The organism is Thiocapsa sp., assembly GCF_018399035.1.
Classification (GTDB): domain Bacteria; phylum Pseudomonadota; class Gammaproteobacteria; order Chromatiales; family Chromatiaceae; genus Thiocapsa.
The window spans coordinates 1,430,779-1,454,691 of sequence record NZ_CP073760.1 but is presented as its reverse complement, the minus strand read 5'-3'; the positions used below and the strand labels follow the sequence as shown (position 1 = coordinate 1,454,691).

Genomic DNA, 23,913 nt, shown 5'->3' with positions numbered 1-23,913 from the left:
CGTGGGGCGAGTAGTACCGCACCGACATCGTCAGCCTCGCCGTGCTGGCCGACGCGACCGCGCGCTTCCGCCCGAGCGCCTACGCCCGCGAGCGCCGGGGCTGCGCGTTGGACTTTCTCTCCGGAGCGCGCGCTCATCCAAACCGCCGATGCCGAACCGTCGGGCTCAAGCCCGACCCACAGCGGTCGGATGCTCTCGACCAGGAGCTGCAACAGGTGGTGCGCGATGCCCAATCCGCCCGGCGCCATGCCGACAAGCGAGCCAAGGTCATCACCGGGAATGCATCGACCGACATGTAGAGGCGACTTTAGTCGCCCGGTAACTGCGGATGGGGTTCGCAGCGCGAACCGTCGACAGGATCGGGTCAGCGTTAGCTCGACCAAATTGTTTCGGCTAAACGATGGGGTAGGATGAATCATATTTTAAGATGTTCAGATGTCTCTGAGTTTTGACACCCGTGTCGCGGCGGCGGCTACGGCGCAAGATCCCAAGCTGATGCGCCAAGAGTTCTCCCGCGTGTTGCACGTGGCGGCGCAGACGCATGGGCGCAAGCGGCACCGTCTGCAGTTTCGCGAGGTGCTCTATTTCAAGTTGAAGGGGGCCTTGGAGCGCGAGGGATTGGTGTTGAGCCCGGAAGACAGACGCGCGCTGTACAACGTTCTGACGCTCAAGGCGGGTGAGTTTGGCGGCTGGCGTCGAACGGGGCGCAAGCTCATGCGTGCCGGTGATGTCCCGGTGACGCTCGACCTGACAAAGATCGTGCGCAGTACGCACAGCGCGTTGCGGATGGTTCAGCGAGGTGAAGACCTGATTGAGCGCCGGCCGGACGTCTGTTCCGGTGAACCGGTGTTCACGGGCACACGCGTGCCGGTCGTTCACCTCGTCGAGCAGTTTCGCGCGGGCGTGCCCTTTGCCGAGATCGCCGAGGATTACCCCCAACTCGGTGAAAAAGCCCTACGCTATGCAGAGCTGCGCTCGCGCTTGGGCCAGGCGCCAGGGCGACCGCTGAGGCGGCTTAAGATCATACGCAACGCGCCCCAGCCTTGAAGCTGCTGATCGACGAAAATCTTTCACCGCGACTTGCGGCCCGGGCTAACCAGCAGGGATTGGAAGCTCACGAACCAGGTACTCGAAGTGAAGACCTTGGGCCATTTGGTGCGGCATGCGATTCCTGAGTGTGCCCCGCGGGCGCCATCCCGGCGACCGCCTTCAACACCGGCGGTGTGCCCGATCGGTTGGACGTCATCCATGCCTTGCTCCCGAATCCGGCCGCCTTGGGTGGCGACCGCCCAAGGTCCGCACGGCGGGCCTTGCTCGTAACTACGGCCATCGTGGCACGTGGCGCAGAGCGCCACGGGGCATGCGTGACACCGCGGAGCGGATGTCACGAGCGACTGATGTTTTGGGTGGCCGGTCTTACGAGCGAGGCCGCACGGCGTATCGACTGTAGGGTCCGCTGTGCGGACCGACGGCCTCACAATCACCTGGAACGTTGCGGCTTAAGCCGAGGCAGCATCGTGACACTCGACGACAGCGAACAGATTCAGCAGGACGGATTGACCATCGATGATTTCCGGGAAAGCATCGACCAACATGTAGATACTCTGTTCTGACGCAAGTCCGATTTGCCTCCTATCCATCATTTTTTTCTATCGGCATCGTTTTCTCGACGGTACGGTCGTTGAGCGGCTGCCAACCCCATTGGGATCATTTCGATGACGGATGGGGCTTGGCTGCGGGTGGGGCGCGGGCGGACTCCGTGTGGACAACGCGTGAATGCCGCAAGCGGGCGTGTGGACAAGCCGGGGACAACCCGCTCCCGGCGGGTTGCCCCCACCTTGACCACACTCATTCACCCGTTGCCCACACTGCGCCGCACTGAAGCCGCTGCTGGCTGCGAGCGTCTGCGACGCGACTGCTGCTGGTTGTTGATCAATGAATGCCCTGCGCCGTGGTGGTTGAACGCGCTCGTCTTGGCGGCGGCTCTTGGACGGCCACGCGCGTGCTGTCGGGCCAACCGAGGAGGGTGCCGTGGCGGACATCGCCGAGGTGCTCATGCCGCGGCCTCGCGAAGCAAGCAGAAGCGGCTGCCGTCGAACGCTTGGCGGTGCTTGAGCATGGCATGGATGGCATGCAGCAATTTGCGCATGACCGCGCAGATGGCCTGAATCTTCTTCAGGCCGCGCGCTTCGATGAGATGCGTGTAGTAGCTGTTGACGTGCGGTTCATGGCGCGCGGCGCTCAGCGCGGGCATGAACAGCGCCTTGCGCAGGTGGGCGTTGCCGGCCTTACTCAGGCGCGGGGGTTTGTTCACGCTGGTGCCCGAGGTGCTCTGGCGCGGATCCAGTCCGGCCAGGGCGACCCATTGCTTGGCACGCATGTCCTCGGGCAGCACCAGCAGCTCACCCATGAGCTGGATGGCGCTGGCGGCGGCGATGCCGGGGATGCCGGTGAGCAGCCGGTAGACCTGCGCAAGCTCCTCGTCGGCGCTGATGCGCGCATCGGCCCAGTCACGCAGGGCATCAATCCGGGCGGTGTACTGGTGGATGCTCAGGCGCACGTCCTCCAGCACGACGGCCGGCGTGGTGGTGCTTTGCAACAGGGCGTGGAGTTGGTTCTTCGCCCGCGTGCGATCGACCACCAACGCCTCCAAGCGCCGTGAACAGGCACGCAGCTCCAGCGCCTCGGTCGCCGGGCGCCGCCACGGCTCGAACGGCATGCGCCGGGCGAACTGCGCCAGCACGCCGGCATCGACCGCATCGCTCTTGTTGCGCGTCTGCAAGGCCTCGGCAAAGCGCTTGGCGGCCTTGGGGTTGAGCACCATGAGCGCCAACCCGGCCGCATCGATGGCCAGCGCCAGGTCCAGGTGATAGCTGCCGGTCGCCTCCAGGCACACCCGCTCCACCCGCGCACCTTGCAAGGCCTTAATCAGCGCGGCATGACCGCTTGGTGTGTTGGCAAACTCGCGGACCTTGCCGAGCTTCTCCTCGGTGCTGACGGCCAGCGCCAGGGTCTTGTGGGCCACATCGATTCCGGCTGTATTCATCGTCTGTCTCTTCAGGATGCAACGCGATATTATGATTCCCGGTTCCCCGACCCTGTACCCTCGCCTACCGACCTTGTGTATGCAGGCTCCCGGACATGTCCACGGCCTCGGATACTCTTCGGTATGGGCGAAGAGGGCGGGGAGCCCATCTACATGCAAGCTCTGAACAGCGGAACACGACATCCAGGCTTCAGGGGCGAACGGCTTCCCGGGCACTCTTCATCAAATCCGTTGATCACTTTCCTTGTCAATCCCTTCAGAACAGATCATACAAGGGGCGACTTTAGTCGCCCGGTAAGCATCGGCAACACGCACGGCCGGGATGATCATTCCCGGAAATCGCCATCGATGTCTGAGTAACCGTTCAATAAGGTCTGGAGCGGAAGGGTACGTGGCTCAATGCGTCTTCAATTGATCCAGTCCTTTCCCTAGCCGGGTGCATGATTCCGTGGTACGTCCCCTATTTCCCTTTGCGGACCGTAACCGACTTGCGAGACGATGTGCAGATCCCGGTCGGCCACCCTGCCGACGCGCCCTGCCTGCGCTGCACCCCGCGCCACGCGACGCAGAGCGTCGGGTCGACACTCCCACGCAGAGCGTGGGAGCGAGTTAGTGGCCCTCACCATCGTCAACGAAGACGTCGAGCGCCTTGGCGCGAGCATTGGCGAGCCAAACCGGCGAGCCCACATGCTTTGCACGAAGGGGACATGACGACTTTGGGTTTACACCCAGCGCGCGATCCTTGTTGTCGCGGAATCTCTGATATAGGATGCGCCTTCCTTCCGGTAGACGGAAGACGACGCAATTTCGCCATGCTTTTGTTTTTGATGCCTATTCATGACAGGGTAGGGCGGTAGCGTGCCAGAAGCGCCGCCGCAGGCGCTTCCCGGACCACCGAACGAGGCCCCCGCGGGTGGCGCTCGCGCTCCCGCGCTTCGCACCGCGGGACTCGCGCCTACACTCCGCGTCCCGTACCCGACGCCAACGCTCGCACCCCCGGCACCATCGACGCCCACCGCCATGACCGACGACCTTCACTACCGCGTCCTCAAGCAGCTCGAGGCGCACCCCGACGGCACCCAGCGCGATCTGGCGAAGGCGCTCGGCATCAGCCTGGGCAGCACCAACTTCTGCATGCGCGCCATCATCGACCAAGGCTGGGTGAAGGTGCAGAACTTCCGCAGAAGCGACAACAAGCGCGCCTACGCCTACCTGCTCACCCCGCAGGGCATCGAGGCGAAGGCCCGCATCACCGCGCGTTTCCTGCAGCGCAAACGCGCCGAATACGAAGCCCTCAAGGTCGAGATCGCGCAACTGGCCGCGGAAGCGGCGTCGCACGGACAAACCAACGATGCCACTTCCAAGACCTGATCCACGAGGCAACCCGCCCGGTCCCCTCGGCCCCGCCGCGGGCGCGGCTGACGGCCCGGCCATGACGACCGCGACGGCATCCGCGCGACGCCGTTCCGCCGGCATCGCCGCCGCTGGCCAACACCCTGACCTGGGTCTTCCTCAGCGGCACCGGCAGCGTCAAAGTCGGCGAGACCGGGATCATCTACCGCCTCGCGATGCCGATCCTCATCGAGCGCATGAGTGCCTGAGTGCATGAGCCTCTACGCCGAAATTCTCGACTGGTCCATGACCCTGCCGCTATGGCAGCAAGACGCCTTGCGCCGGTTGGCAGCCGATGCATCCGCGCCCACGCAGAAGGACATCGATGAGCTCGCCGCCCTCTGCCACGACGGCGCCAATGGACGCGCATCCAAGGTAACAACCATCCCCCTGAACGCCAGCCATGTCCCCGCGAGCGCCGGCACCGGTCCGAGCGTCGCGCTGAGCGCCGTCAGCGACACCCAATCGGTCAACGCCATCGCGAACGGTCAGACACTCAGCTTCGGCCTCGCGGGCATCACCGCCATCTATGGCGACAACGGCGCCGGTAAATCCGGCTGCAGCCGGCTGCTGCGTCAAGCCTGTCACGCGCGCGGCCAGTCATCGGGTATCTTGCCCAACGTCTATCACGCCAGCCCGAACACCCCGACTGCGACCATCCACTACCGCGTCGACAACGTCGACCGCCAGGCCCTCTGGAGCGCCGCCAACAGCCCCGCCGGCGCCGAAGACCTCGGCCGCGTGGCCGTCTTCGATACCCGGGCCGCCAGCGAATTCGTCGAAAAAGACAACGGCATCTTCTGGATGCCCGGCGGGCTCGACCTCTTCATGCGCCTGACCGGCGTCGTCGATGCCGTGCGCGACCACCACCAGCGCGCGCTCGCCGCTGTCGCCACGCCGCAACCGCTTCCGGAGCTGCCGGCGGACACGGCCGCCGCGCGCTGTCTCATGGGGCTCGACCCGACCACGCCCATCGGCCGGATCGACGCATTGGCACTCACCAGCCAAGAGACCGCAGAGCTGCAAGGGCTCGAGACCCTGCTCGCCGCGCCGGACCCCGCCGCCTTAGCCATACAACACCGCCAGCGTGCGCAACGTCTGCGCGCCCTCGCCACACGGATCGAAACACTCGAAGAGAGCCTCGGCGCCGCCGCGCTCCAACAGCTCCACGCCCAACGCCAAGCGTATGAGGCCGCGCTCGCCGCAGAGCAGATGCTCGTCGGCCAAACCTTCACCGATACCGATCTGCCCGGCGTGGGCGGAGCGGCGTGGCGCACCCTCTGGAACGCGGCCCGCGCCTACGCGGCCGCCGGCGCCACCCCGGATGGACACTTCCCATCCGCCGAGCCGCCCGGCCACTGCGTCCTCTGCAATCAACCCCTGTCAGCGGATGCGCGCGACCGTCTGACCCGCTTCCACCAATTCGTTCACGCCGATGTCGCCAAGCAGCGCGAGGAGAAGGCAAGCGCCTTGCGCTTGCGCCTCCAGGCGATCCGCGTCTTGCCCACCCGCGAGTCGGGAGACCCCGCCCTTGTCGGCGAAGTCGCCGGGCAACATCCCGACGGCGGGTCCCATCTCGCGGCCTTGCTCGATCAGGCCGCCCGCCTGCAACAGGTCATCGCAGGCCTGTCCTTGGAGCAACCCGCCTGGACCCTGCCCGAGCCCCTCGCGCCGGCCTGGCCGGCATGGCTCAGGCAACTGGCGGACGCAACGCAGCACGAAGCGCAAGTCGCCGAACAATCGGCGCAGCCGGCAACCCGCGCCGCACAGACCACCCGCCAGCGCGAGCTTGCAGCACGCAAGACCCTGCTCGCGGCACGCGGTCAGATTGCAGCCGAGATCGCCCGCCTCGCCGACCAAGCCGCGCACAAGCTCGCCCTGCAGACCTGCACGACCACGGCCATTTCCCGCAAAGCGGGCGAATTGACCAAGACCTACGTCACCGACCAGCTCCTGCAAGGCTTTGCGGCGGAAGCCCGAGCCCTGCGTCTGCCCGAGCGCGTGAGCTACAGCCCGAGCCGCAACGAAAAGGGCACCACCGACCAGCGCGTCGTGCTCGAAACCGCCGACTGGGCGGGACGAACCGCCACCCCCGTGCAGGTTCTGAGCGAAGGGGAGCGCCGCGCCGTTGCGTTGGCGGCCTTCCTGGCCGAACTGGGCACCCGCGACGACCACTCGGCCATCGTGCTGGACGACCCGGTCTCGTCGCTCGATCATGACCGGCGCCAAGCCGTGGCCGGACGCCTGGCGCACTGCGCCGCGGATCGGCAGGTCATCGTCTTCACCCACGATCTGGTCTTCCTGCACATGCTCGGTGCCGAGGCCAAGGCGTGCGGTGTCGACATCACGACCCGTGAGATCCGCCGTAGCAGCGCCGCCGCCGGCCACTGCGCCGAACACCCGCCGACCAAGGCGATGTCGATCAAGGCGCTGTTGGGCGTGCTCAAGACGCACCAGCAGACCATCACCGCGCAAGACCGCAACGCCCGGTTCGATGCCTACGCGCGCGAACTCCCGCTGGGCTACGGCCTGCTGCGCGAGGCATGGGAGCGCGCGGTTGAGGAGCTCCTCTTCAATCAGACCGTGATGCGGTTCGACCACCGCATCCAGACCCAACGCCTGAAGACGGTGCATGACATCAGCGAGTCGATCTCGCCACCATCGACGCCGGCATGACCATCTGCTCGACTTGGCTCGCCGGCCACTCTCAGGCGATGGCCATCAACGCGCCTTTACCAACGCCGAAGGACTTCTCGATCGAAGTCCAGCGGCTCCAAGATTTCCACGACGCGATGCGAAAGCGCGGTCGTAATTGAGTTTTAAATTGCCATGTCCGATACTCTGATCAAAGTCGAAGGTGTTTCCAAGAAGTTCTGTCGGAGCTTGAAAAAGTCCCTTTGGTATGGGGTGCAGGATCTTGGAAACGAGATTCGAGGTCGGCGGCATGGCGGAAAGGGTGAGTTACGCGCTGATGAGTTCTGGGCAATTCGAGATGTTAGCTTCCAAGTCGGGCGTGGTGAGTGCCTTGGGATGATAGGAAAAAATGGCGCCGGTAAGAGCACATTACTAAAAATTCTCACTGGCCTGATCAAGCCCGACGAAGGACAAGTAACATTGCGAGGGCGCATTGGATCACTTATCGAGCTTGGTGGAGGGTTCAATCCGTTACTGAGCGGACGCGAAAACATTTATATTGGAGGAGCCATCTACGGCTTGAGTCGAGCCGAAATGAATGCAAAAATCGACGAAATTATAAGCTTCTCAGGCATCGAGGAGTTCATCAACACTCCGTTCGGGAAATACAGTTCAGGCATGAAAGTCCGACTCGGCTTTGCAGTGGCGACGCATATTGACCCAGACGTTCTTTTTCTAGATGAGGTTCTGGCGGTCGGCGATGCTGGATTCCGGGTGAAGTCTTACAACAAAATGAAGGAGCTGATCCAAAAATCAGCAGTGATTTTCGTAAGTCACGCGATGCCATTAGTCGCCAGGGCTTCGACGAGTGTAATGCTGCTCAATCAGGGGGCAGTTGCTTATCACGGCGACAGCATCTCACATGGTATCGAGCGTTATATGGACATGTTCGAAGGGGAAAAGCCGGAAGCCGCCTATTGCGAAGGGGCTGTGATCGACTCCGCTCATGTGCGCTCTACTCACTGCCGGAGCAGCGACGATAACGAGGTTGTAGCGATTCATCACCTGGATGATCTCGTTCTCGATCTGAATCTGACGGTCAACGAACCCTGTCGTGAATTCAGTATTGCATTTAGTATTGCAGACAAGGACATGAGGTCTGTGGCAGCTTTCTCAACGACGCACAATGGCGTGCGATTGATCAATAAGGGGGGGGCTCTGAACTTGGCCATCAGAATTCCCGAGTGTCAGCTTACAGACGGTGAGTATTTTATTACCATTTTGGTCAGCGATTCGAGTCCTGAGACAATCGGCATTAATGGCATGCCGTCTCGACTCGCAGAATACAGGCATTGGGTCAAGTTCAAAGTCAGGGGATTGAATAGTAAACACTGGGTTCCTTTCTTCCTGAAAGGCTTTGTAGATGTAAAGGAACCGGAATAATGAAACCGCTATCCTCGGACGCATCCAATGATGCCTGCAAAACCACTAACGTTTATGTCACCCAACCCCACCTCCCTCCTCTAGAGGAGTTCATCCCGTATCTGGAACAAATCTGGAAAAACAAGATCCTCACCAACAACGGGCCCTTTCATCGCCAGTTCGAACAGGCGCTGTGCGATTGGCTTGGGGTGGAGCATCTGGCCCTGTTCGCGAATGGGACCTTAGCCTTAGTCACCGCGCTCAAGGCCCTGCGTATCTCCGGCGAGGTTATCACCACACCGTACTCGTTCGTCGCCACGGCGCATTCACTGCTCTGGAACAACATCACCCCAGTCTTCGTCGACATCGATCCGCAGACCCTAAACCTGGATCCGACCAAGATCGAGGCGGCCATCACCCCGCAGACTACCGCCATCCTGGCGGTTCACTGCTACGGTAACCCCTGCGATGTCGAGGCCATCCAGACCATCGCCGACAATTACAACCTCAAGGTCATCTACGACGCCGCCCACGCCTTCGGTGTCCAATGTCATTGCGGCAGCGTCCTTAACCATGGCGACCTCTCGGTGCTCAGCTTCCACGCCACCAAAGTCTTCAACACCTTCGAAGGCGGGGCCATCATCTGCCCGGACGCCAAGAGTAAGCAGCATATCGACCATCTGAAGAACTTCGGTTTCGTCGGCGAGACCACCGTCGTCGCCGCTGGCATCAACGGCAAGATGAATGAGATGCAGGCCGCCCTCGGTCTGCTGCAGCTTCAGCATATCGATTCGGCGCTCGTCCGCCGCGCCGAGATCGCCAGTCGCTACCGCGAGGCCATCGATGCCATCCCTGGGCTCAGTTGGGTGCCTAGCGCCGGACAGCGTGTTGCCAATCATGCCTATTTCCCGATCCTGTGCGGCGACGACTACCCGCTGAGCCGCGACGCGCTCTATGACAAGCTCAAGGCTAATGGCATCCATGGCCGGCGCTACTTCTACCCGCTGATCTCGGACTTTCCGATGTATCGCGGACTCCCGTCAGCCATGGCGAGCGATCTACAGGTCGCCGCCGATGCGGCAGCGCGCGTTATCTGTCTGCCGATCTACCCGGGGCTGGGTGACGCTGATCAGGCGCGCATCATTGATGTTCTAAGTCCATGATGAGTCGTTTGTTGAGAGGTGCGGTGGAATGATTTTTCGGGTCGTCACGCATAGTGCAAACGCCGCTGCCCATGTCGCGACGAGCAATAAGTGGGGCTTCCCCATCGCACTGTGTGTTGCCGGCGCAATCTTGACCCACCGATCCCCGTTAGCCTGGGCAGCCTCCCGGTCTCCGAGCAGATTGCGGCGCGAGTGATTTACTTGTCCTCGTATCCGATCCTCCGCTGGGCGACGCAGAACAGACGACCTCGGTTTCACAATAGGAATCCGTGCGGAAAGCCATTGGCTGAAGTGTTCGTCAATGTGTGATTGCATTTCTTGTGTGCCTGTTGTTTTGCGCGGATTCAGAGATGGGTGGGGCTTTACGAATAAGTTCATCGGTTCGGGTTCTTTTCCCCCCATACGAGTCTCAATTGATCACGGTCGGTTTTCGCGATGGTAATCTCCCATGAGTTCCGTTTTATTTTTATAAAAACGGCTAAAGTTGCTGGGACCAGTTTGGAGCTTTATTTATCGACAGTCCTGGGGGCGAACGATACGCTGACGCCGTTTTGGGAAGAAGAACCAACACACCAAGCGCGGGGCTATAGAGGCCGATTTAACCCGACGAGAGAGCTACGAAAGAGAATCACTGCCAATCGACATCTTTGGCACGTCGGGATTAGTCGGACCTTGCTCGATCTCGTCCATGCGGATTGCTTCTTCGAGAATATTCCGGCCTGGCAGATTCGTGCGCGTGTGCCGCGGAAGATTTGGGACAATTATTATAAATTCACGATCGAACGTAACCCCTGGGATAAATGTGTATCAAGGTATTTTCATAGTAAGGGAATCTACGAAAAGAAGTATCAATCTGCACTTTCTTTCGGGAGTTGGCTTCGTTATTTTGAAGGGCGGCTTCGTGAGCCGTGGACAACCCGCTGCTGGGGGTCTGAGGCCCCATACAATTTTCCGCGATATGCCGATCCCTGGACGGACGAGATTTTGGTTGACCGAGTCTGCCGCTACGAGACGTTGAATTCGGATTTGACTGACGTGTTTCGTTTTCTGGGGGTCCCGTTCGAAAGTCTTGATCGATTCCGAGCGAAGTCCAGTTACCGACCAGTAATGCAAAACACAACTGAGTTAATGAATGAAGAGCACATAGAGACCATTAGGTCGATTTTCGCCAACGAGATCGCGTTGATGGGATATCGTGCGCCGATCAGCGATCAATGCTCTGAGCATGAAGACGAGGAAATCGGGTCGACGTCGAAACATGGCTAATTTGTCAATCGTTCTTCTAATGTTGCGTCTACGGCAGGGCCGCGTATGACTAACGCAATCCACCGGCGTTTCGAAGCCGGGCGCGACGCGGTACGGTGGTCCCCAGACCGCTACGATCGCTATCGCGTACCGACACCGCAATCGATCGTGGAGACCGCGCTGCGTATCACTCGTGAGCGACCACGCTTGGTCGTCGATGTGGGGGCCGGCACCGGTTTGAGCACTCGGTGTTGGGCTCCAGTCGCGGACGACGTGATTGGTATCGAGCCATCGGACGCGATGCGTGCCGAAGCGGTAAAGCGGACATCTTTGCCAAATGTTCACTTTCAACAAGGACTTGGGCACTCGACGGGATTGGCTGATGCTTGTGTCGACATCGTCTCCTGTTCAAGTGCGCTGCATTGGATGAACCCGGAGTTTTTTCCTGCGGAGGTGTTGCGGATCTTGCGAGTCGGCGGTGTTCTTTGTGCTTTTTGGCATCGTTATCCCCATGCCATTGATGCCTGGGTGGTCAGCCGCGCCTATCAAGCGTTTCAGAGCGAGGTCAACCGCTTCACAGTGTCACATTCAAGCGCGCTTCGATCTTGGGCCTGGCCGGAAGCGACCAAGACGTTTCGCGCTAATGCAGGCTTTCGTTATGTCGAGGAACTGGCATTTCATGTCGAAAAGAGTTGGACGTTCGAGACGTTCATCGGCTGGGTGAACACAATAGGTGCATTGAATGCGCCCCTGGATGTCGATTCCGCCGCCGACCCTCGCCCGGCGCTGCTCGCGGAGCTGATGCGAACGGTGGAACCGTATTTCGCTGGCAACCCACTGATCTTCCATCTGACCTATCCCACCTTGATCGCCGTGCGATGAGGTTCCGGTAGGGCGTTCACCATCACACTTCACGATGCGGCTGTGGCAGGCTTCCGGCGGACGCCGACTTTTCGCCTGCCATGTTTGCCGCTTGCAGCGTTTTCTCGACGCTGCCGTGAGAGACAGCATTGGATACCATGAAAATACTCGTCTTGGGTGGCGGACCCGATCAAGCCGCGCTGATCAGGAAACTACAGGCGACGGGGCATGAGGTGATCTTTGCCGACTACTACGAGCGCCCCCCCGCGGTCGAAACGGGAGCGAGGCATTTTTGCGTCAGTACCCTGGACGAAGGCGCGATCCTCGACCTGGCGAAGGTCGAGCGCGTCGGTAAGGTCCTCACCTCCGGAACCGATCCGGCGCTGGTCACCGGTGCAAGGGTTTCCGCCGTGCTGGGGCTTGGGTTTCCAGTGAGTCCCGACATCGTCGATCTGGTCACCCACAAGGGCGAGATGAAACGTAGGTTGAGGGATCTGGGTATTCCAACAGCGGCGCCCATGGTCTGGCACACGCAGGCGGGCGCAGCGCTCCCGACCGTGGTCTTTCCCGCGGTGGTGAAGCCCTGTGATTGTGCGGGTTCACTGGGGGTCGAACGCGTCGACAACGAGGAGGAGCTGCGTTCCGCGCTCGGGCGGGCGCGGGAGTGGAGCCGCACCGGGCAGGCGTTGGTCGAGGCGTTCGTCGAGGGTCGGGAGCTATCGATCGACGCCTTTGTCGATCAGGGCATTGCGCAGGTTCTTATGATCACGGAATCCGAGAAACTACCAGAGCTGCGCCAGTTCCCGATCGTGCGCAGCTGGCATCCCGCGCTCGACTCCGACTCGCTGATCGCCGAAGTTCAGAAGATCGTGCAGGCGATCGTCGACGGTTTTGGAATCGGTGTCGGGCCGCTGCTCGTACAACTGATTCAATCCGCGCAGGGTCTGAGCGTGCTGGAGTTTGGTGTCAGGATCGCCGGCGGCGGTAAGTATGCGTTTGTTGAGCGGGTAACCGGGTTTGATCTCCTGCAGGCCTATGTGGATGTGAGCTTCGGCACCTGGCGCGGGCCCTTGCAGTTCGCACCGGGGCCCGCATTTGCCGCGATGACCTACGTCTACTGCCATCCCGGTAGCTACCTCGAGATCGATGGACTGGCTGAACTGCAGGCGGACGGCGTCATCGACGAGGCGTTCCTGTACAAATTGCCGGGCGCGCAGATCGCCGGTCATACCGCGAGCCGTGACCGACCCCTGTCCTATCTGTGCTCGGCGCAGACCCAGGCCGCTCTCGTCGAGAAGCTGACCAGGGCCGAGCAGGAGCTCCGCGTCCTCGACGATCAGGGCATCGATATCCGCCTTCGTCATCCGGTCACCGGAATGCGTGGTTCCCGCGCGGCATGACCCACGCGGCGGCTGACAGAGACAGTGAGATCGCGGTGTTGGGGGCGGGCAGTGGCGGGCTCGCGCTCGCCGGGTCGCTGGCCCGGCGCGGGTTCGGCGTACGCCTATGGAACCGGGATGCTGAGCGGTTGCAGACGCTGCGCGACGCAGGGCACATCCGATTGCGCGGATGTCTCGCTGCGGATGTGCCGTTGCCGCAGTGTACAACGGACCTCGCCGAGGCGGTTCGGGGCGCAGCCTTGATCCTGGTGGTGACCACCGCCGATGCGCATGAATCCATCGCCACACGGCTCGCCCCGCTGCTTGAAGCGGGTCAATGTATCTTGCTTTGTCCGGGTCGCACCGGCGGTGCGATCGTCGTTCGCGCGACCATTGCGCGTCTGCCTTGCGCGCGGGGAATCCTGGTTGCGGAGGCGCAAAGCCTGGTTTATGCCTGTCGTGCGGAAGCGGCCTGCGTCAACCTCATCGGGACCAAGGCATTGGTCCCGGTTGCGGCCTATCCTGCGGCGGATATCGAGTTGGTGCTGCGACGCGTGAGCCCCTTGTTCGACTGCTTCCAGGCCGCTCCCACGGTGTTGCACACGGGTTTGGAGAACATCGGCGCCATCTTCCATCCGGCGATCGTTTTGTTCAACGCCGCCGCGATCGAGCGCGGCGACGGCTTCTACCTGTATCGGGATATGACGCCGTGTTTGGCGGAGTGCTTGCTCGCGCTCGATCGCGAACGTATCGCCATCGGCGCCGCTTTCGGTATCCGGCTGTATAGCATTTTTGATTGGATCAAGAGAGCCTACCCAATGACTGAGGGTGATACCCTATGCACGCGCTTTCGCAATAACCCTGCCTACAGTGATATTCTTGCACCGACTGCCCTGAATTCGCGCTTGTTGACGGAGGATTTGCCGACCGGACTGGTGCCGATGGCCGCGCTTGGTGCTGCTGCCGGGATTGAGACGCCGCTGATGGATGCACTGATCGATCTCGGTAGCGCAATTCTCGGCCGCGACTTCCGGGCGGAGGGCCGCACCCTGGAACGCTTGGGGCTCGCCGGCCTCAGCCCCTCGCAAATCACCGCACAGTTGAGCTGAAGACGACGTACATGACATTGCCCGTACTCGCCGGGGAGGTCTTCGGACTGGTGCGTCCGTCTGTGGATGCGCATACTCTCGGTATCAATCATCTCGCGCGGTTGCTTCGCAGATGCGGCTACCCGGTGGTGATCGCCGACAGGAGCATCACCGATGCCGCCAACCGCATCCAGCGGCCCGAGCACAGCTTTGAAATGCGGCAATGGCTCCGGCAGCACCGCATCACCCGGCTTGGCCTCAGTTATCGCCTGGACCCGCAGCAGGCGGCGGAGGTGTTCGGGCGGCTCTACTATCAACTTCATGCCTTCGATCTCCTCGGCGCTGGCAACGGCAAGTTGCGGGGCATCTATTTTGGCGGCCTGCCTGCCGCCTGCGAACGCATCGAGCGCCGCTACGGGCGCTTGGTGCCGGTCTTTCGCGGCGACGAAACCAGCACCGAGACCTTGCTGCGCCTCGGCGTGCCGCGGCAGCGCATCCCCGCTGACTTGCTGCGTCAGTCGGCCTATGATGACGACCGGTTGGCCTTCGGCCGAGCGCTGTTGAGTCGCGGCGCGCATCGGCGCCTGAGCGGCGAGGATCGTTCCGGGTACCCCGGCTTCGGTACCCGCGCCGATCATTTGGTACGCCGTGTCGACCACGCGGTTGCACGGGGGCAGTCGCCGTTGATGCGTGCACACGTCGGGCCGTTCGCGCCGGATCGGCATGAGGCGATCAAGCAGTTCATCGCATGGGTCGAGACACTAGCGCGCAGCGGCCATCTGGATATTCTGTCGATCGGAACCTCGCAGTTGACGCAAGAACGCTTCGGCGAGGATTGGCAAGATCGGCCTAATGGCGGTGGCGTGCCGATCAATTCCGAAGACGAGTACCAACGCATCTGGCAAGCTGGGCGCCCCATGCTCGTGCGCACTTACGCCGGCACTCAGCGCATTCCTGCGCTCGCCCAGATCCACGAGCGCGCGCTCAACATCGCCTGGCACGCCTTGTCCTTCTGGTGGTTCAGCCGCATCGACGGGCGCGGACCGCATCCGGTTCGGCGCAATTTGATCGAGCATCTGCAAACGCTGGACTTCATTGCCGCGACCGGCAAACCGTTCGAGCCGAATATCCCCCATCACTTTTCGTTTCGTGGTGGCGACGATGTGACCTACGTGTTATCCGCCGTGCTCGCGGCAAGGACCGCCAAACGCCGAGGGGTCCGGTACTTCGTGCTGCAGAACATGCTGAATACACCGAAGTACACCCTGGGCGTTCAGGATCTCGCGAAGGCACGCGCGATGCTGCGCCTGGTGCGAGAGCTCGAGGACGGCCGCTTCCGCGTGATCCTGCAACCACGCGCCGGGCTCGATTACTTCTCGCCGGACCTCGACCAAGCACGGGTCCAACTCGCTGCAGTGTCGGCGCTGATGGACGACATCGAGCCCGGCAACGACGCCAGCCCCGCGGTGGTGCATGTGGTCAGCTTCTGCGAGGCCGCCTATCTCGCGACCCCCGTCGAAATCGACGAGAGTATCCAGATCACGCGCCAGTCAATCGCGTCCTACCGTGCCCTGCGCCGAGCGGGCAAGGTGCCGGACATGACCCAAGACCCCGAAGTTCAGCGCCGCACCGAACAACTGGTCGCGGACGTCCGCCAGATGCTCGCCGCCATCGAGTCCGTGATCCCAGACCCTTATTCGGCCGAAGGACTGTATCGGATCTTCGCCGCCGGATTCCTCGTCGCCCCCTATCTGTGGGAGGAGCGCGAGGAATTTTCCAATTCCGTCGCTTGGCAGACCGACGTCGTCGACGGCGGCGTTTCAGTTGTCGATGACGCCGGCCTGCCAATCCCGATCTCGGTCCGAGCGGCCAGCGCTGCCGCTGCGGCTGCGCAGGGGAGCAAACCCTAGACGGGACGTAGGCTCACCTGTGCTTAGCCGAGGCGCGGGTGGATGCCCAGCGCTAAGATGTCTTTGACGGCAGGAGAGTTTGGGGTCGGAGGGTTTGGGGTCTGGGTCGGAGGGTTTGGGGTCTGGGTCGGAGGGTGTGGGGTCTGGTCTTGCGTTTTGCATTTTCCAACCGAGCGGGACCGGAGGAACACAAAAGGCGGACGTACCGCCGAACGTTTTCATCCCAACGGCGTTGTCGAGCTGGCGGAGCGTTCTTTCCGAAACAATGGACGGGAGAAATCAGTGTGGCGAGCGGCTGTTCGATAGCGGGTGCGCACCTCGCGCGCAAAGAATGTCGGCATTGCCGTGTGAGCGGCCGTTGCCGCTACCCGTTACCTGAGCAAATCGTCCCCGCCATCGCCCGATGGCCGGGGGAAGTAAACGATTACATCATGATTGTAACCCGGTATAGATAAGAGACTCGGCGATGACCCATAGAATCCTAACAGTATTTTCCGGTATTCAATCTGCCAATTCCCAGATAGATTTTGTGAAGGATTACTTGGCGTATTGTCAAGTGTCGATGGTCTTTAATTCTTCTGACATCGAGCAGTATGTAATCGTCGAAACGAATGAAAAGTTCCTGCCTCTTGCTCTTTCGTCTTTTGGGTCCGGAGCAGAGTGTTTTACGAATGCCAACGATCTTATCAATCGATTTATTTCGTTGCATCAAGGTTCGGACACTATTGTTTTTCACCAATTTCCAAGTACGCTGTTGATGACGTGTCTCGGTGATAAGACAATCTTAAAGAAATGTATTTGGTTTACGTGGGGCGGTGACTTCAGAAGAGATCGATATGTCGCCTTGCGACCATTTCGGCACTATCTGAACGAGAAGTGGTATAAAGGTAACTTCGTTAAACGTTTGCACGGGATTGCATGCTGGAACCGATATGACGTCGATTTGATTAAGTACGTCTATCGTTCGAAGGCGCGTTTCTACTATGCGCGTTATTCGAGGGGTGCAAAGTCGATACAGGGCGCAGTCTGGAAATCGAAAGAAGCTTTGTCGCCCAAAAGAATTCTTGCAGGGAACAACGCAAACCCATCTAACAACCATCTGCTGATACTCGATATCCTGTCTAAATTTCAAGCCGAGGACATTGAGATCTACATGCCGCTCTCGTATGGTTCAACCGATACGGTTTACCGAGAGAAAGTCATCGCATTTGGCAAGGAAAAATTCGGCGCGAAGTTTTTTCCGCTCTTGCAATACATCGATCACCCGAAGTATGCCGATTTCTTGGCAGGATTACACGTTGGTGTTTTTTATCAGCATCGGCAGCAAGGGGGTTATAACATGGCGCAGCTTCTCCTTTCCGGGGCAAAGCTGTTCTTGAATCCATCCAGCTCTCCGGCTCTCCACTTCAAGGACGTTGGCATAGCCACTTTTGATACGAAAGACATATCCCGGTTGCAGTTCAGCGAATTTATTAGACTTGAGGAGAGTGTTGCTCAGCGCAACGCGGACATCATGGTCAGGGAACGATCTCTAGAGCTCAATGACAGGAGATGGCAGTCTATTCTTTTTCGGACCGGATCCGGCGAGAGTGCGTCATTGTTTTCAAAGTAAACGGTCGCCATTGCCGTAGAATAAACAGGGACGGACCCAAGCCGTCCGAGAAAGATGTTGCGCCATCTCAAAAATGCTTGCCGTCTCAACGTGCTAGCGGTGATTTGCCTGCGGAAGAAAATTTCCTCCGGCGAGAGTCTAGCAACTATCTAAAACCCCGAGAGTTTTCGCCCTCGCGGTGTCAAGCAGCAACACCTTTCTCGGACGCCTAGGGACGGACCACGTTTAATCTTGGCAATGAACGCGATAAATCGTGGTCTTCCCCGGGTTTTCCCCATCGCGGTCAAGACATTGGGGATACACATGAATCGGCCCGCTTCGGACAACAGCAAAACCGTCCTCGTTAGAGTAATCGGGTGACGACATGGCTGCGAGTCTGATTGACAGTCGTTACTTCGGCGCTACCTTCGCCAATCCGGCGATGCGTCTTGTCTTTTCGTACGAGGCGCTTTCGCTCCTGGTTGGACGTGGAGGCGGCGCTGGCGCGCACGCAGGCGCGGCTCGGATTGATCCCGGTCCGCGCGGCCGAGGAGATCAGTCGAGAGGCGGTGACCGAGCGGCTGGATCTCGCCGCCATGAAAGCGGAATACGAGCGCGTCGGCTTCCCGATCCTGCCCTTGGTGCATCAACTCGCCAAGGCGTGCGACCCGGAGTCGGCCCGGTGGGTTCACTGGGGCGCGACGACACAGGACATCATCGATACCGGTCTGGCGCTGCAGATGCGCGCTGGTTTCGGGATCATCGGGCGCCAGCTCGACGAGGTCATCGCCGCGGTGGCGCGTCTCACCCGGTATCATCGCGACACGGTGATGGCCGGCCGGACCTTCCAGCAGCAGGCGGCGCCCATCACCTTCGGCTTCAAGGCGGCGGTGTGGCTCGACGAGCTGATCCGTCATCGCGAGCGTCTGCCCGGCATCAAGCGCCGCGCGCTGTGTTGCGGTTTTTGGGCCGACCTCCTCCGGTGATCGACAGAACGCTGGAGATTGCTCATGACCGACCTCGAATGATTCATCCAGTCGCATCGGCGCCGACCGATCTCGGCGACCGCTTGGAGCACGCGCAAGGAACAATGGCTGAATGAGCTCGGCACGCTCCTTTCGGGTATTCAAGAGAAACTCGTTTCAGCCGGAGTGCCGAGTGCAGATATTCACTCGACCGAGAATTCCCTGAATGAAGAGTATCTCGGTCAGTATGTCTATCCGGAGCATGGCCGGAAAGGTCACTTTCTGTTCGATGATGATAGCCTTGTGCCGCTGCTGGAAATCGTGCTTGGCTGATTGAGCGATGCCGCCATTCCCAACGCAATTTAATGGCATTGGCTTATAATACCGGCCACTGCGATGATTTTGCGCTGCCGGGTGGACAAGCGCAGCGCAGTCCACCAGCGCCGGCGCGGATTCGGTGGACTTCGCTCGCGCTCATCCACCCTACGGCCCGTATGATGAACAATGCCCAGGGGCGGACAATGCATTGCATGATCTGCGGTGGTCCCACCGCCTATTATTTTTCCAAGCAATATGATGGGCCATACGGGATTTTCATGACCGATATCCCTTCGGTCGACTACGCTATTTGCGGTTCATGCGGTTTCGTTTTCTCGATGACCCATCAAGCACTCGATGCGGACCGGTGGTCGAGGTTGAATGTCGAGTTTCACGACCATTGCGCGCAAGTCCCCTACGATCAAAAGCCAAACTCGCCGCCCTATGCCGAGCAGGCGTTGATGCTCGGTTTGGCGGCAACGGGGACGATCATCGACGCTTCGAGCATGCTCGACTATGCGGGTGGGCGTGGCATCTTGAGTCGTCTCGTCGCTGATCTGTTTGCGATGCGGCTGGATGTGTATGAGCCTTTCGTGCGGGATGAGGGCGTCTCGTATCTCGACAAGGGTGATTTGACGAAATACAAGGTGGTCTTCAACTCCGCGATGTTCGAGCATGTCTTGTGCCGCCAGGATCTCGACGATGTCAATGATCTCGTTGATCCGGATGGTGTCTTGATCGTTCATACGGTCGTCGGCGAGCGGGTACCGCAAGACCCGTCGTGGTTTTATCTGACGCCTCCCGTGCACACCGCATTCCATACCAACAGGAGCATGGCGGTCTTGATGGAGCAGTGGGGATATACCTGTTCGATCTACGCGCCCAAGGCAAAAAGTTGGATTCTGCTTAAAGGCGATGTCTCTCGGGTTCTCGATCAGGCGGATGCCATCAATCGCCGATTGAAAACGCAGTGGTTGATTGCAAAGGAGGGGTTCGTTGACTACTGGAAATGAGTGGCGCCGCATCACCGAGGTCATGCTGGTGCTCGGTTCGAGCGAATAGCGGCGGATCTTAAGAGCCGTGGCGCATGCAAGCTGTCCGTCGTTCGGGTGGGACGCCTGTCATCGGGAGCCGGTGGCCCCGGGTTTCCGCACGCGCATGTACTGGTCACTGAACGAGGTCGATCCCGATGCGGTCGCCGTGCTGGGCGGGCACGATTCGATTGACGGCTGGGCACTCAGCTACCGTGAACTGACCGATTCGGCCGATGCGTTTGCGGCTTCCCTGGACGGGGGATCTGCGAAAGAGCTCGGCGCCATCTTCTGCCGCAACTCGCCGCAGGCGATCGCCGCCTATCTCGGCGCCCTGCGTCATGGCGATGCGGTGATGTTGTTGAACGCCCGGATGGATGCGGGGCATCTCGAGGCCCTGATGCGTGCCTACCGGCCGGATTGGGTTTACGAGCCACGCGAGCGGCACTCGCAGCTGGGCAAGGGGCGAGTCCGCGAGCAGTGGGGGTGGCGACTATGGCAACCGCGCGCGTCGCGCATCGAGGAGGCCATCCACGCCGATCTGGCGTTGCTCTTGTCGACCTCCGGCACGACGGGTTCGCCGCGCATGGTGCGCCTGTCGCAGACGAACCTGGCTTCCAACGCGGCGGCCATCGTCGCGGCGCTGGGCATCGACGCCGAGGATCGGGCGCTGGCTGCCCTGCCGATGCATTATGCCTACGGGCTGTCCGTGCTCAACAGTCACCTGCACGCCGGGGCCGCGTTGGTGGTCACCGAGGAGAGCCCCGTCGAAGCGGGATTCTGGCAGACCGTCGCCGGGCGGCAGGTTACGACTCTCCCCGGTGTCCCGATGACCTATCAGATGCTGATGCGACTGAATCCCGGGCCGCGAGCGCTGGCGAGCGTGCGGTCACTCACGGTTGCGGGCGGCCCCTTGGCCGAGCATCTGGTGGAGCGCATGGCCGATTGGTGCGATGCCTCGGGCGCGCGCTTCCACGTGATGTACGGTCAGACCGAGGCGACAGCGCGGATGAGCGTCCTGCCGCCCGGGATGCTGAGGTCCAAGCCCGGCTCTGTCGGGCTGGCCATCGGCGCAGGCCGGCTGAGCCTTTCACCCGGCGGCGAGCTGTTGTTCGCGGGGCCGAACGTCATGATGGGATATGCCCTGGCGCGCGAGGATCTGGCGCTTGGGGATTGCATGGGCGGACGCCTGGCAACGGGCGATCTGGGCCGGATCGACGATGACGGCTGTGCCTATGTCAGCGGTCGGCTGAAGCGAATGCTCAAGATCCACGGGCACCGCGTGAGTCTGGATGTGCTGGAGCAGGGTCTGGAGACCCTGTTGAGACTCCCGGTCGCCGTCGCGGGCGAGGATGACCGGCTCGTGGTGTATCTCGAAGCCGGTTCGGCGAAAGCTGTCGGCAGTGCCCGCGACGCACTCACGCGGCGCTACCGACTGCCTCCATCAGCGTTCGAGGTGCAGGTGCTGAGCGAGCTCCCGAGAACGATCAACGGCAAGCTCGACGCCGCGGCATTGCGGGCACTTGACAGCGGCACGGCAGAAGAGCGCAGACGTGGCTAGCCTTCCGCCCGTGGTGACCGCGGCGCCGTTCGCCGCCCCTTGGCAGACGCGTGAGCCGGAGCTCCTGGACGGGTTGAACGCGCTGACGCGCTGGCACCATGCGCACTGCCCGCCCTATGCGCGCATGCTGGACGGCGCCTACGGTACCCGGGCCGCCGAGGGTACGGCGCAGGGCTTGGACGCGGTGCCCTATCTACCGGCGCGATTGTTCAAACATCTGCGGTTGCAGAGTGTGCCGGACGCCGCGGTGGTGCGGCACCTGACCTCGAGTGGCACCAGCGGTCAGACGGTTTCGCGCATCCCGCTCGATGCCGAGACCTCGGATCTGCAGATTCGCACCTTGGGCGCGATCACGCAGGCGTTCATCGGCCGGCAGCGCCGGCCGATGCTGATCCTGGATCGGCGCCCGCGGGTCGACGGAGCAACCGGCCTCGATGCCCGTTGCGCGGGTGCGCTCGGTTTCGCGCCTCTCGGCTGTCAGCATCGCTATGCGTTTGACCAAGAGATGCAGCCGCGCTGGGACGTGATCGAGTCGTTCCAGTTGCGTTGGGCCGGCGCCGAGACCTTGGTCTTCGGCCTGACCTGGATCATCTGGCGCGATGTCCTGAATGCCGTGCGCGCGGCAGGTCGGCGTTTCGATCTCGGCGCGGGTGCTGTGCTGGTGCACGGCGGCGGCTGGAAGCGACGGGACGCCGAGCAGGTCGACCGCGCTGAATTTGCTGCACGGGTCCGAGAGTGGCTCGGTATCCGCAGGGTTCATGAATACTACGGGATGGCCGAGCAGGCCGGGGCCATCTTTATGGCCTGCGAGGCGGGGGTGCTGCATACATCAGCGTTCGCCACCGTATTGATGCGCGAACCGCACCGGCTGCGGCCGGCCCGGGAAGGGCTGATCGAGGTCCTCAGTCTGGTGCCGCGCAGCTATCCCGGCCACGCCATCCTTACCGAGGATGTGGGCCGGCTCTTGGGCTGCGACGACTGTCCCTGCGGGCGCAAGGGGCCGTATTTTCAGATCGACGGGCGCCTGCCGCAGGCCGAGCCGCGGGGCTGCGGAAATCTCGCGCAACCATGATCGACGTGCTGTTGCCGCGCACTCCGGACGCGGGCCTCGATGACCTGTTGGCGCGCTTGCGCGCGGCTCCGGGCAGGGTGCCGTTCGATCCCGCCGCGATGGGTTTCGTCGAAGCCGTGTCGCACGCACTGCTCAGCGATCGGACGTCGGGCTCCGCAGGCGCACTGATTGCCTTGGGACATTGGTTCCGCCGCGCGAACCTATCGGTACTGCAGGAACGGCTCGCGCCGAATGGGTCCGTGGGCGACACCCGCGCTATGCGACGAGGCGTCGTCTTTCATCTGGCCCCCGCCAACGTCGACACGCTGCCCCTGTACTGCTGGCTGCTGTCGCTGTTGTGCGGCAATGCCAACATCGTTCGGGTGTCGCGCCGCAGTGTGGCGCAGCTCGGCGCCTTCTTTGATCGGATCGCGCCGATCCTGCGGGAGGCCGAGCACAGCGTCCTTGCCCAGTCCAGTCTGATCCTCACCTATGACCACGACGAAGCCGTGACCGAGCGACTCTCCGCCCATTGCGATCTGCGCCTGATTTGGGGCAGCGATGAGCGCGTCAGTCAGCTTCGGCGGGTGCCGCTGCCGGCACTCGCGGCGGACCTGGTGTTCCCGAACCGCTTCTCGCTGGCGATGATCCGAGCCGACGCACTCCTGGGTTTGCCCGAGCAGGGTTTGAAGAGGCTGGCGGAGGGGTTTTGTCGCGATGTGTTCGTGTTCGACCAGCAGGCCTGCGCATCGCCGCGCGCGCTTGTATGGATCGGCGATGACGCCGACCGTGCGCGGGCGCGGGCGCGCTTTTGGCCAGCCGTGGCCGCTGAGCTCGAAGAGCGCTTCCCGGCCCAGCCGGCGCTTCAGGTGATGGATCGATTGACCACACTGTTTCGACTGCTCGAAGCGCAGCCGGGCGCCCGCGCGGAAACACCCCCGGGCGAGCTGCCGACGCGGGTCTGGATGCCGCACTTGGGCGACGAGGAGCGCCGTCTGCACGCGGGGCATGGCGTCCTGATCGAGCTCGACCGCGCAGATCTTCGCGAAGCACTGAGTCTGTTGCAGCCGAGCGATCAGACCATCGGTTACTTCGGTTACGAGCGCGAGGAGTGGCTGGAGCTGTTATCCTGGCTACCCACGCACGCCGCGGATCGCCTGGTCCCCATCGGGAGCGCGTTGAGCTTCAGCCCGGTCTGGGACGGCGTCGATCTGGTGCGTGCCTTTACACGGACCCCATTCTTGGTCTGAGCAACG

The 23,913-nt window shown here is 61.6% G+C and carries 19 protein-coding genes; 18 read left to right on the top strand and 1 reads right to left on the bottom strand.

What is annotated here, in order from left to right:
- Positions 1 to 41 precede the first annotated feature (41 nt).
- Both KFB96_RS06660 and KFB96_RS06655 read left to right on the top strand, forming a co-directional pair.
- Positions 42 to 299 (top strand): hypothetical protein, encoded by a 258-nt coding sequence (locus KFB96_RS06660; protein WP_213465433.1) that lies wholly within the window; start codon positions 42 to 44, stop codon positions 297 to 299.
- A gap of 196 nt (positions 300 to 495) precedes the next feature.
- The gene (locus KFB96_RS06655) at positions 496 to 1,047 is read left to right on the top strand and encodes a DUF433 domain-containing protein (RefSeq protein ID WP_213465435.1); all 552 of its coding nucleotides are present in this window, start codon (positions 496 to 498) and stop codon (positions 1,045 to 1,047) included.
- Between the two features lie 1,006 nt (positions 1,048 to 2,053).
- On the opposite strand, the gene KFB96_RS06650 is transcribed toward KFB96_RS06655, so the two are convergent.
- Positions 2,054 to 3,046, bottom strand: a complete 993-nt coding sequence (locus KFB96_RS06650) for an IS110 family transposase (RefSeq protein WP_213501831.1) — start codon at positions 3,044 to 3,046, stop codon at positions 2,054 to 2,056.
- A gap of 1,020 nt (positions 3,047 to 4,066) precedes the next feature.
- Between KFB96_RS06650 and KFB96_RS06645 the strand changes: the two genes are divergently transcribed.
- From KFB96_RS06645 to KFB96_RS06570, 16 genes are all read left to right on the top strand, one after another.
- Entirely contained in the window at positions 4,067 to 4,417 is a 351-nt protein-coding gene (locus tag KFB96_RS06645; protein ID WP_213501828.1) for a MarR family EPS-associated transcriptional regulator, read from the top strand.
- Between the two features lie 234 nt (positions 4,418 to 4,651).
- Positions 4,652 to 7,114, top strand: coding sequence for an AAA family ATPase (locus KFB96_RS06640; RefSeq protein WP_213465443.1), 2,463 nt, complete (start codon positions 4,652 to 4,654; stop codon positions 7,112 to 7,114).
- Complete coding sequence (locus KFB96_RS06635; RefSeq protein ID WP_213465445.1) at positions 7,111 to 7,254, top strand: hypothetical protein; 144 nt, start codon at positions 7,111 to 7,113, stop codon at positions 7,252 to 7,254. Before KFB96_RS06640 ends, KFB96_RS06635 begins: the two co-directional genes overlap by 4 nt.
- A gap of 13 nt (positions 7,255 to 7,267) precedes the next feature.
- A complete protein-coding gene (locus tag KFB96_RS06630) occupies positions 7,268 to 8,515 on the top strand; it encodes an ABC transporter ATP-binding protein (RefSeq protein ID WP_213465447.1) in 1,248 nt (415 codons plus the stop codon).
- Complete coding sequence (locus KFB96_RS06625) at positions 8,515 to 9,657, top strand: DegT/DnrJ/EryC1/StrS aminotransferase family protein (RefSeq protein WP_213465449.1); 1,143 nt, start codon at positions 8,515 to 8,517, stop codon at positions 9,655 to 9,657. Before KFB96_RS06630 ends, KFB96_RS06625 begins: the two co-directional genes overlap by 1 nt.
- 435 nt (positions 9,658 to 10,092) lie before the next feature.
- On the top strand, positions 10,093 to 10,923 hold the full coding sequence (locus tag KFB96_RS06620; protein WP_213465451.1) for a sulfotransferase family 2 domain-containing protein: 831 nt from the start codon (positions 10,093 to 10,095) through the stop codon (positions 10,921 to 10,923).
- Positions 10,924 to 10,968: 45 nt separating this feature from the next.
- Positions 10,969 to 11,784, top strand: coding sequence for a class I SAM-dependent methyltransferase (locus tag KFB96_RS06615; protein WP_213465453.1), 816 nt, complete (start codon positions 10,969 to 10,971; stop codon positions 11,782 to 11,784).
- Between the two features lie 137 nt (positions 11,785 to 11,921).
- Positions 11,922 to 13,163 carry an ATP-grasp domain-containing protein gene (locus KFB96_RS06610; protein WP_300971789.1) on the top strand — a complete coding sequence of 414 codons (1,242 nt, stop codon included), beginning with the start codon at positions 11,922 to 11,924 and terminating at the stop codon, positions 13,161 to 13,163.
- The gene (locus tag KFB96_RS06605; protein WP_213465457.1) at positions 13,160 to 14,251 is read left to right on the top strand and encodes an NAD/NADP-dependent octopine/nopaline dehydrogenase family protein; all 1,092 of its coding nucleotides are present in this window, start codon (positions 13,160 to 13,162) and stop codon (positions 14,249 to 14,251) included. Before KFB96_RS06610 ends, KFB96_RS06605 begins: the two co-directional genes overlap by 4 nt.
- A gap of 11 nt (positions 14,252 to 14,262) precedes the next feature.
- Positions 14,263 to 16,140 (top strand): hypothetical protein, encoded by a 1,878-nt coding sequence (locus tag KFB96_RS06600; protein ID WP_213465459.1) that lies wholly within the window; start codon positions 14,263 to 14,265, stop codon positions 16,138 to 16,140.
- Positions 16,141 to 16,606: 466 nt separating this feature from the next.
- Positions 16,607 to 17,752, top strand: coding sequence for a TDP-N-acetylfucosamine:lipid II N-acetylfucosaminyltransferase (locus KFB96_RS06595; protein WP_213465461.1), 1,146 nt, complete (start codon positions 16,607 to 16,609; stop codon positions 17,750 to 17,752).
- Positions 17,753 to 18,180: 428 nt separating this feature from the next.
- Entirely contained in the window at positions 18,181 to 18,717 is a 537-nt protein-coding gene (locus KFB96_RS06590; protein ID WP_213465463.1) for a lyase family protein, read from the top strand.
- 344 nt (positions 18,718 to 19,061) lie between these two features.
- The gene (locus KFB96_RS06585; protein WP_213465466.1) at positions 19,062 to 20,027 is read left to right on the top strand and encodes a methyltransferase domain-containing protein; all 966 of its coding nucleotides are present in this window, start codon (positions 19,062 to 19,064) and stop codon (positions 20,025 to 20,027) included.
- A 67-nt stretch (positions 20,028 to 20,094) separates the two neighbouring features.
- Positions 20,095 to 21,606 carry an AMP-binding protein gene (locus tag KFB96_RS06580; RefSeq protein WP_213465468.1) on the top strand — a complete coding sequence of 504 codons (1,512 nt, stop codon included), beginning with the start codon at positions 20,095 to 20,097 and terminating at the stop codon, positions 21,604 to 21,606.
- On the top strand, positions 21,599 to 22,678 hold the full coding sequence (locus KFB96_RS06575; protein ID WP_213465470.1) for an acyl-protein synthetase: 1,080 nt from the start codon (positions 21,599 to 21,601) through the stop codon (positions 22,676 to 22,678). The genes KFB96_RS06580 and KFB96_RS06575 overlap by 8 nt, the downstream gene beginning before the upstream one ends.
- Positions 22,675 to 23,907, top strand: a complete 1,233-nt coding sequence (locus KFB96_RS06570) for an acyl-CoA reductase (protein WP_213501826.1) — start codon at positions 22,675 to 22,677, stop codon at positions 23,905 to 23,907. The genes KFB96_RS06575 and KFB96_RS06570 overlap by 4 nt, the downstream gene beginning before the upstream one ends.
- Positions 23,908 to 23,913: the final 6 nt, after the last annotated feature.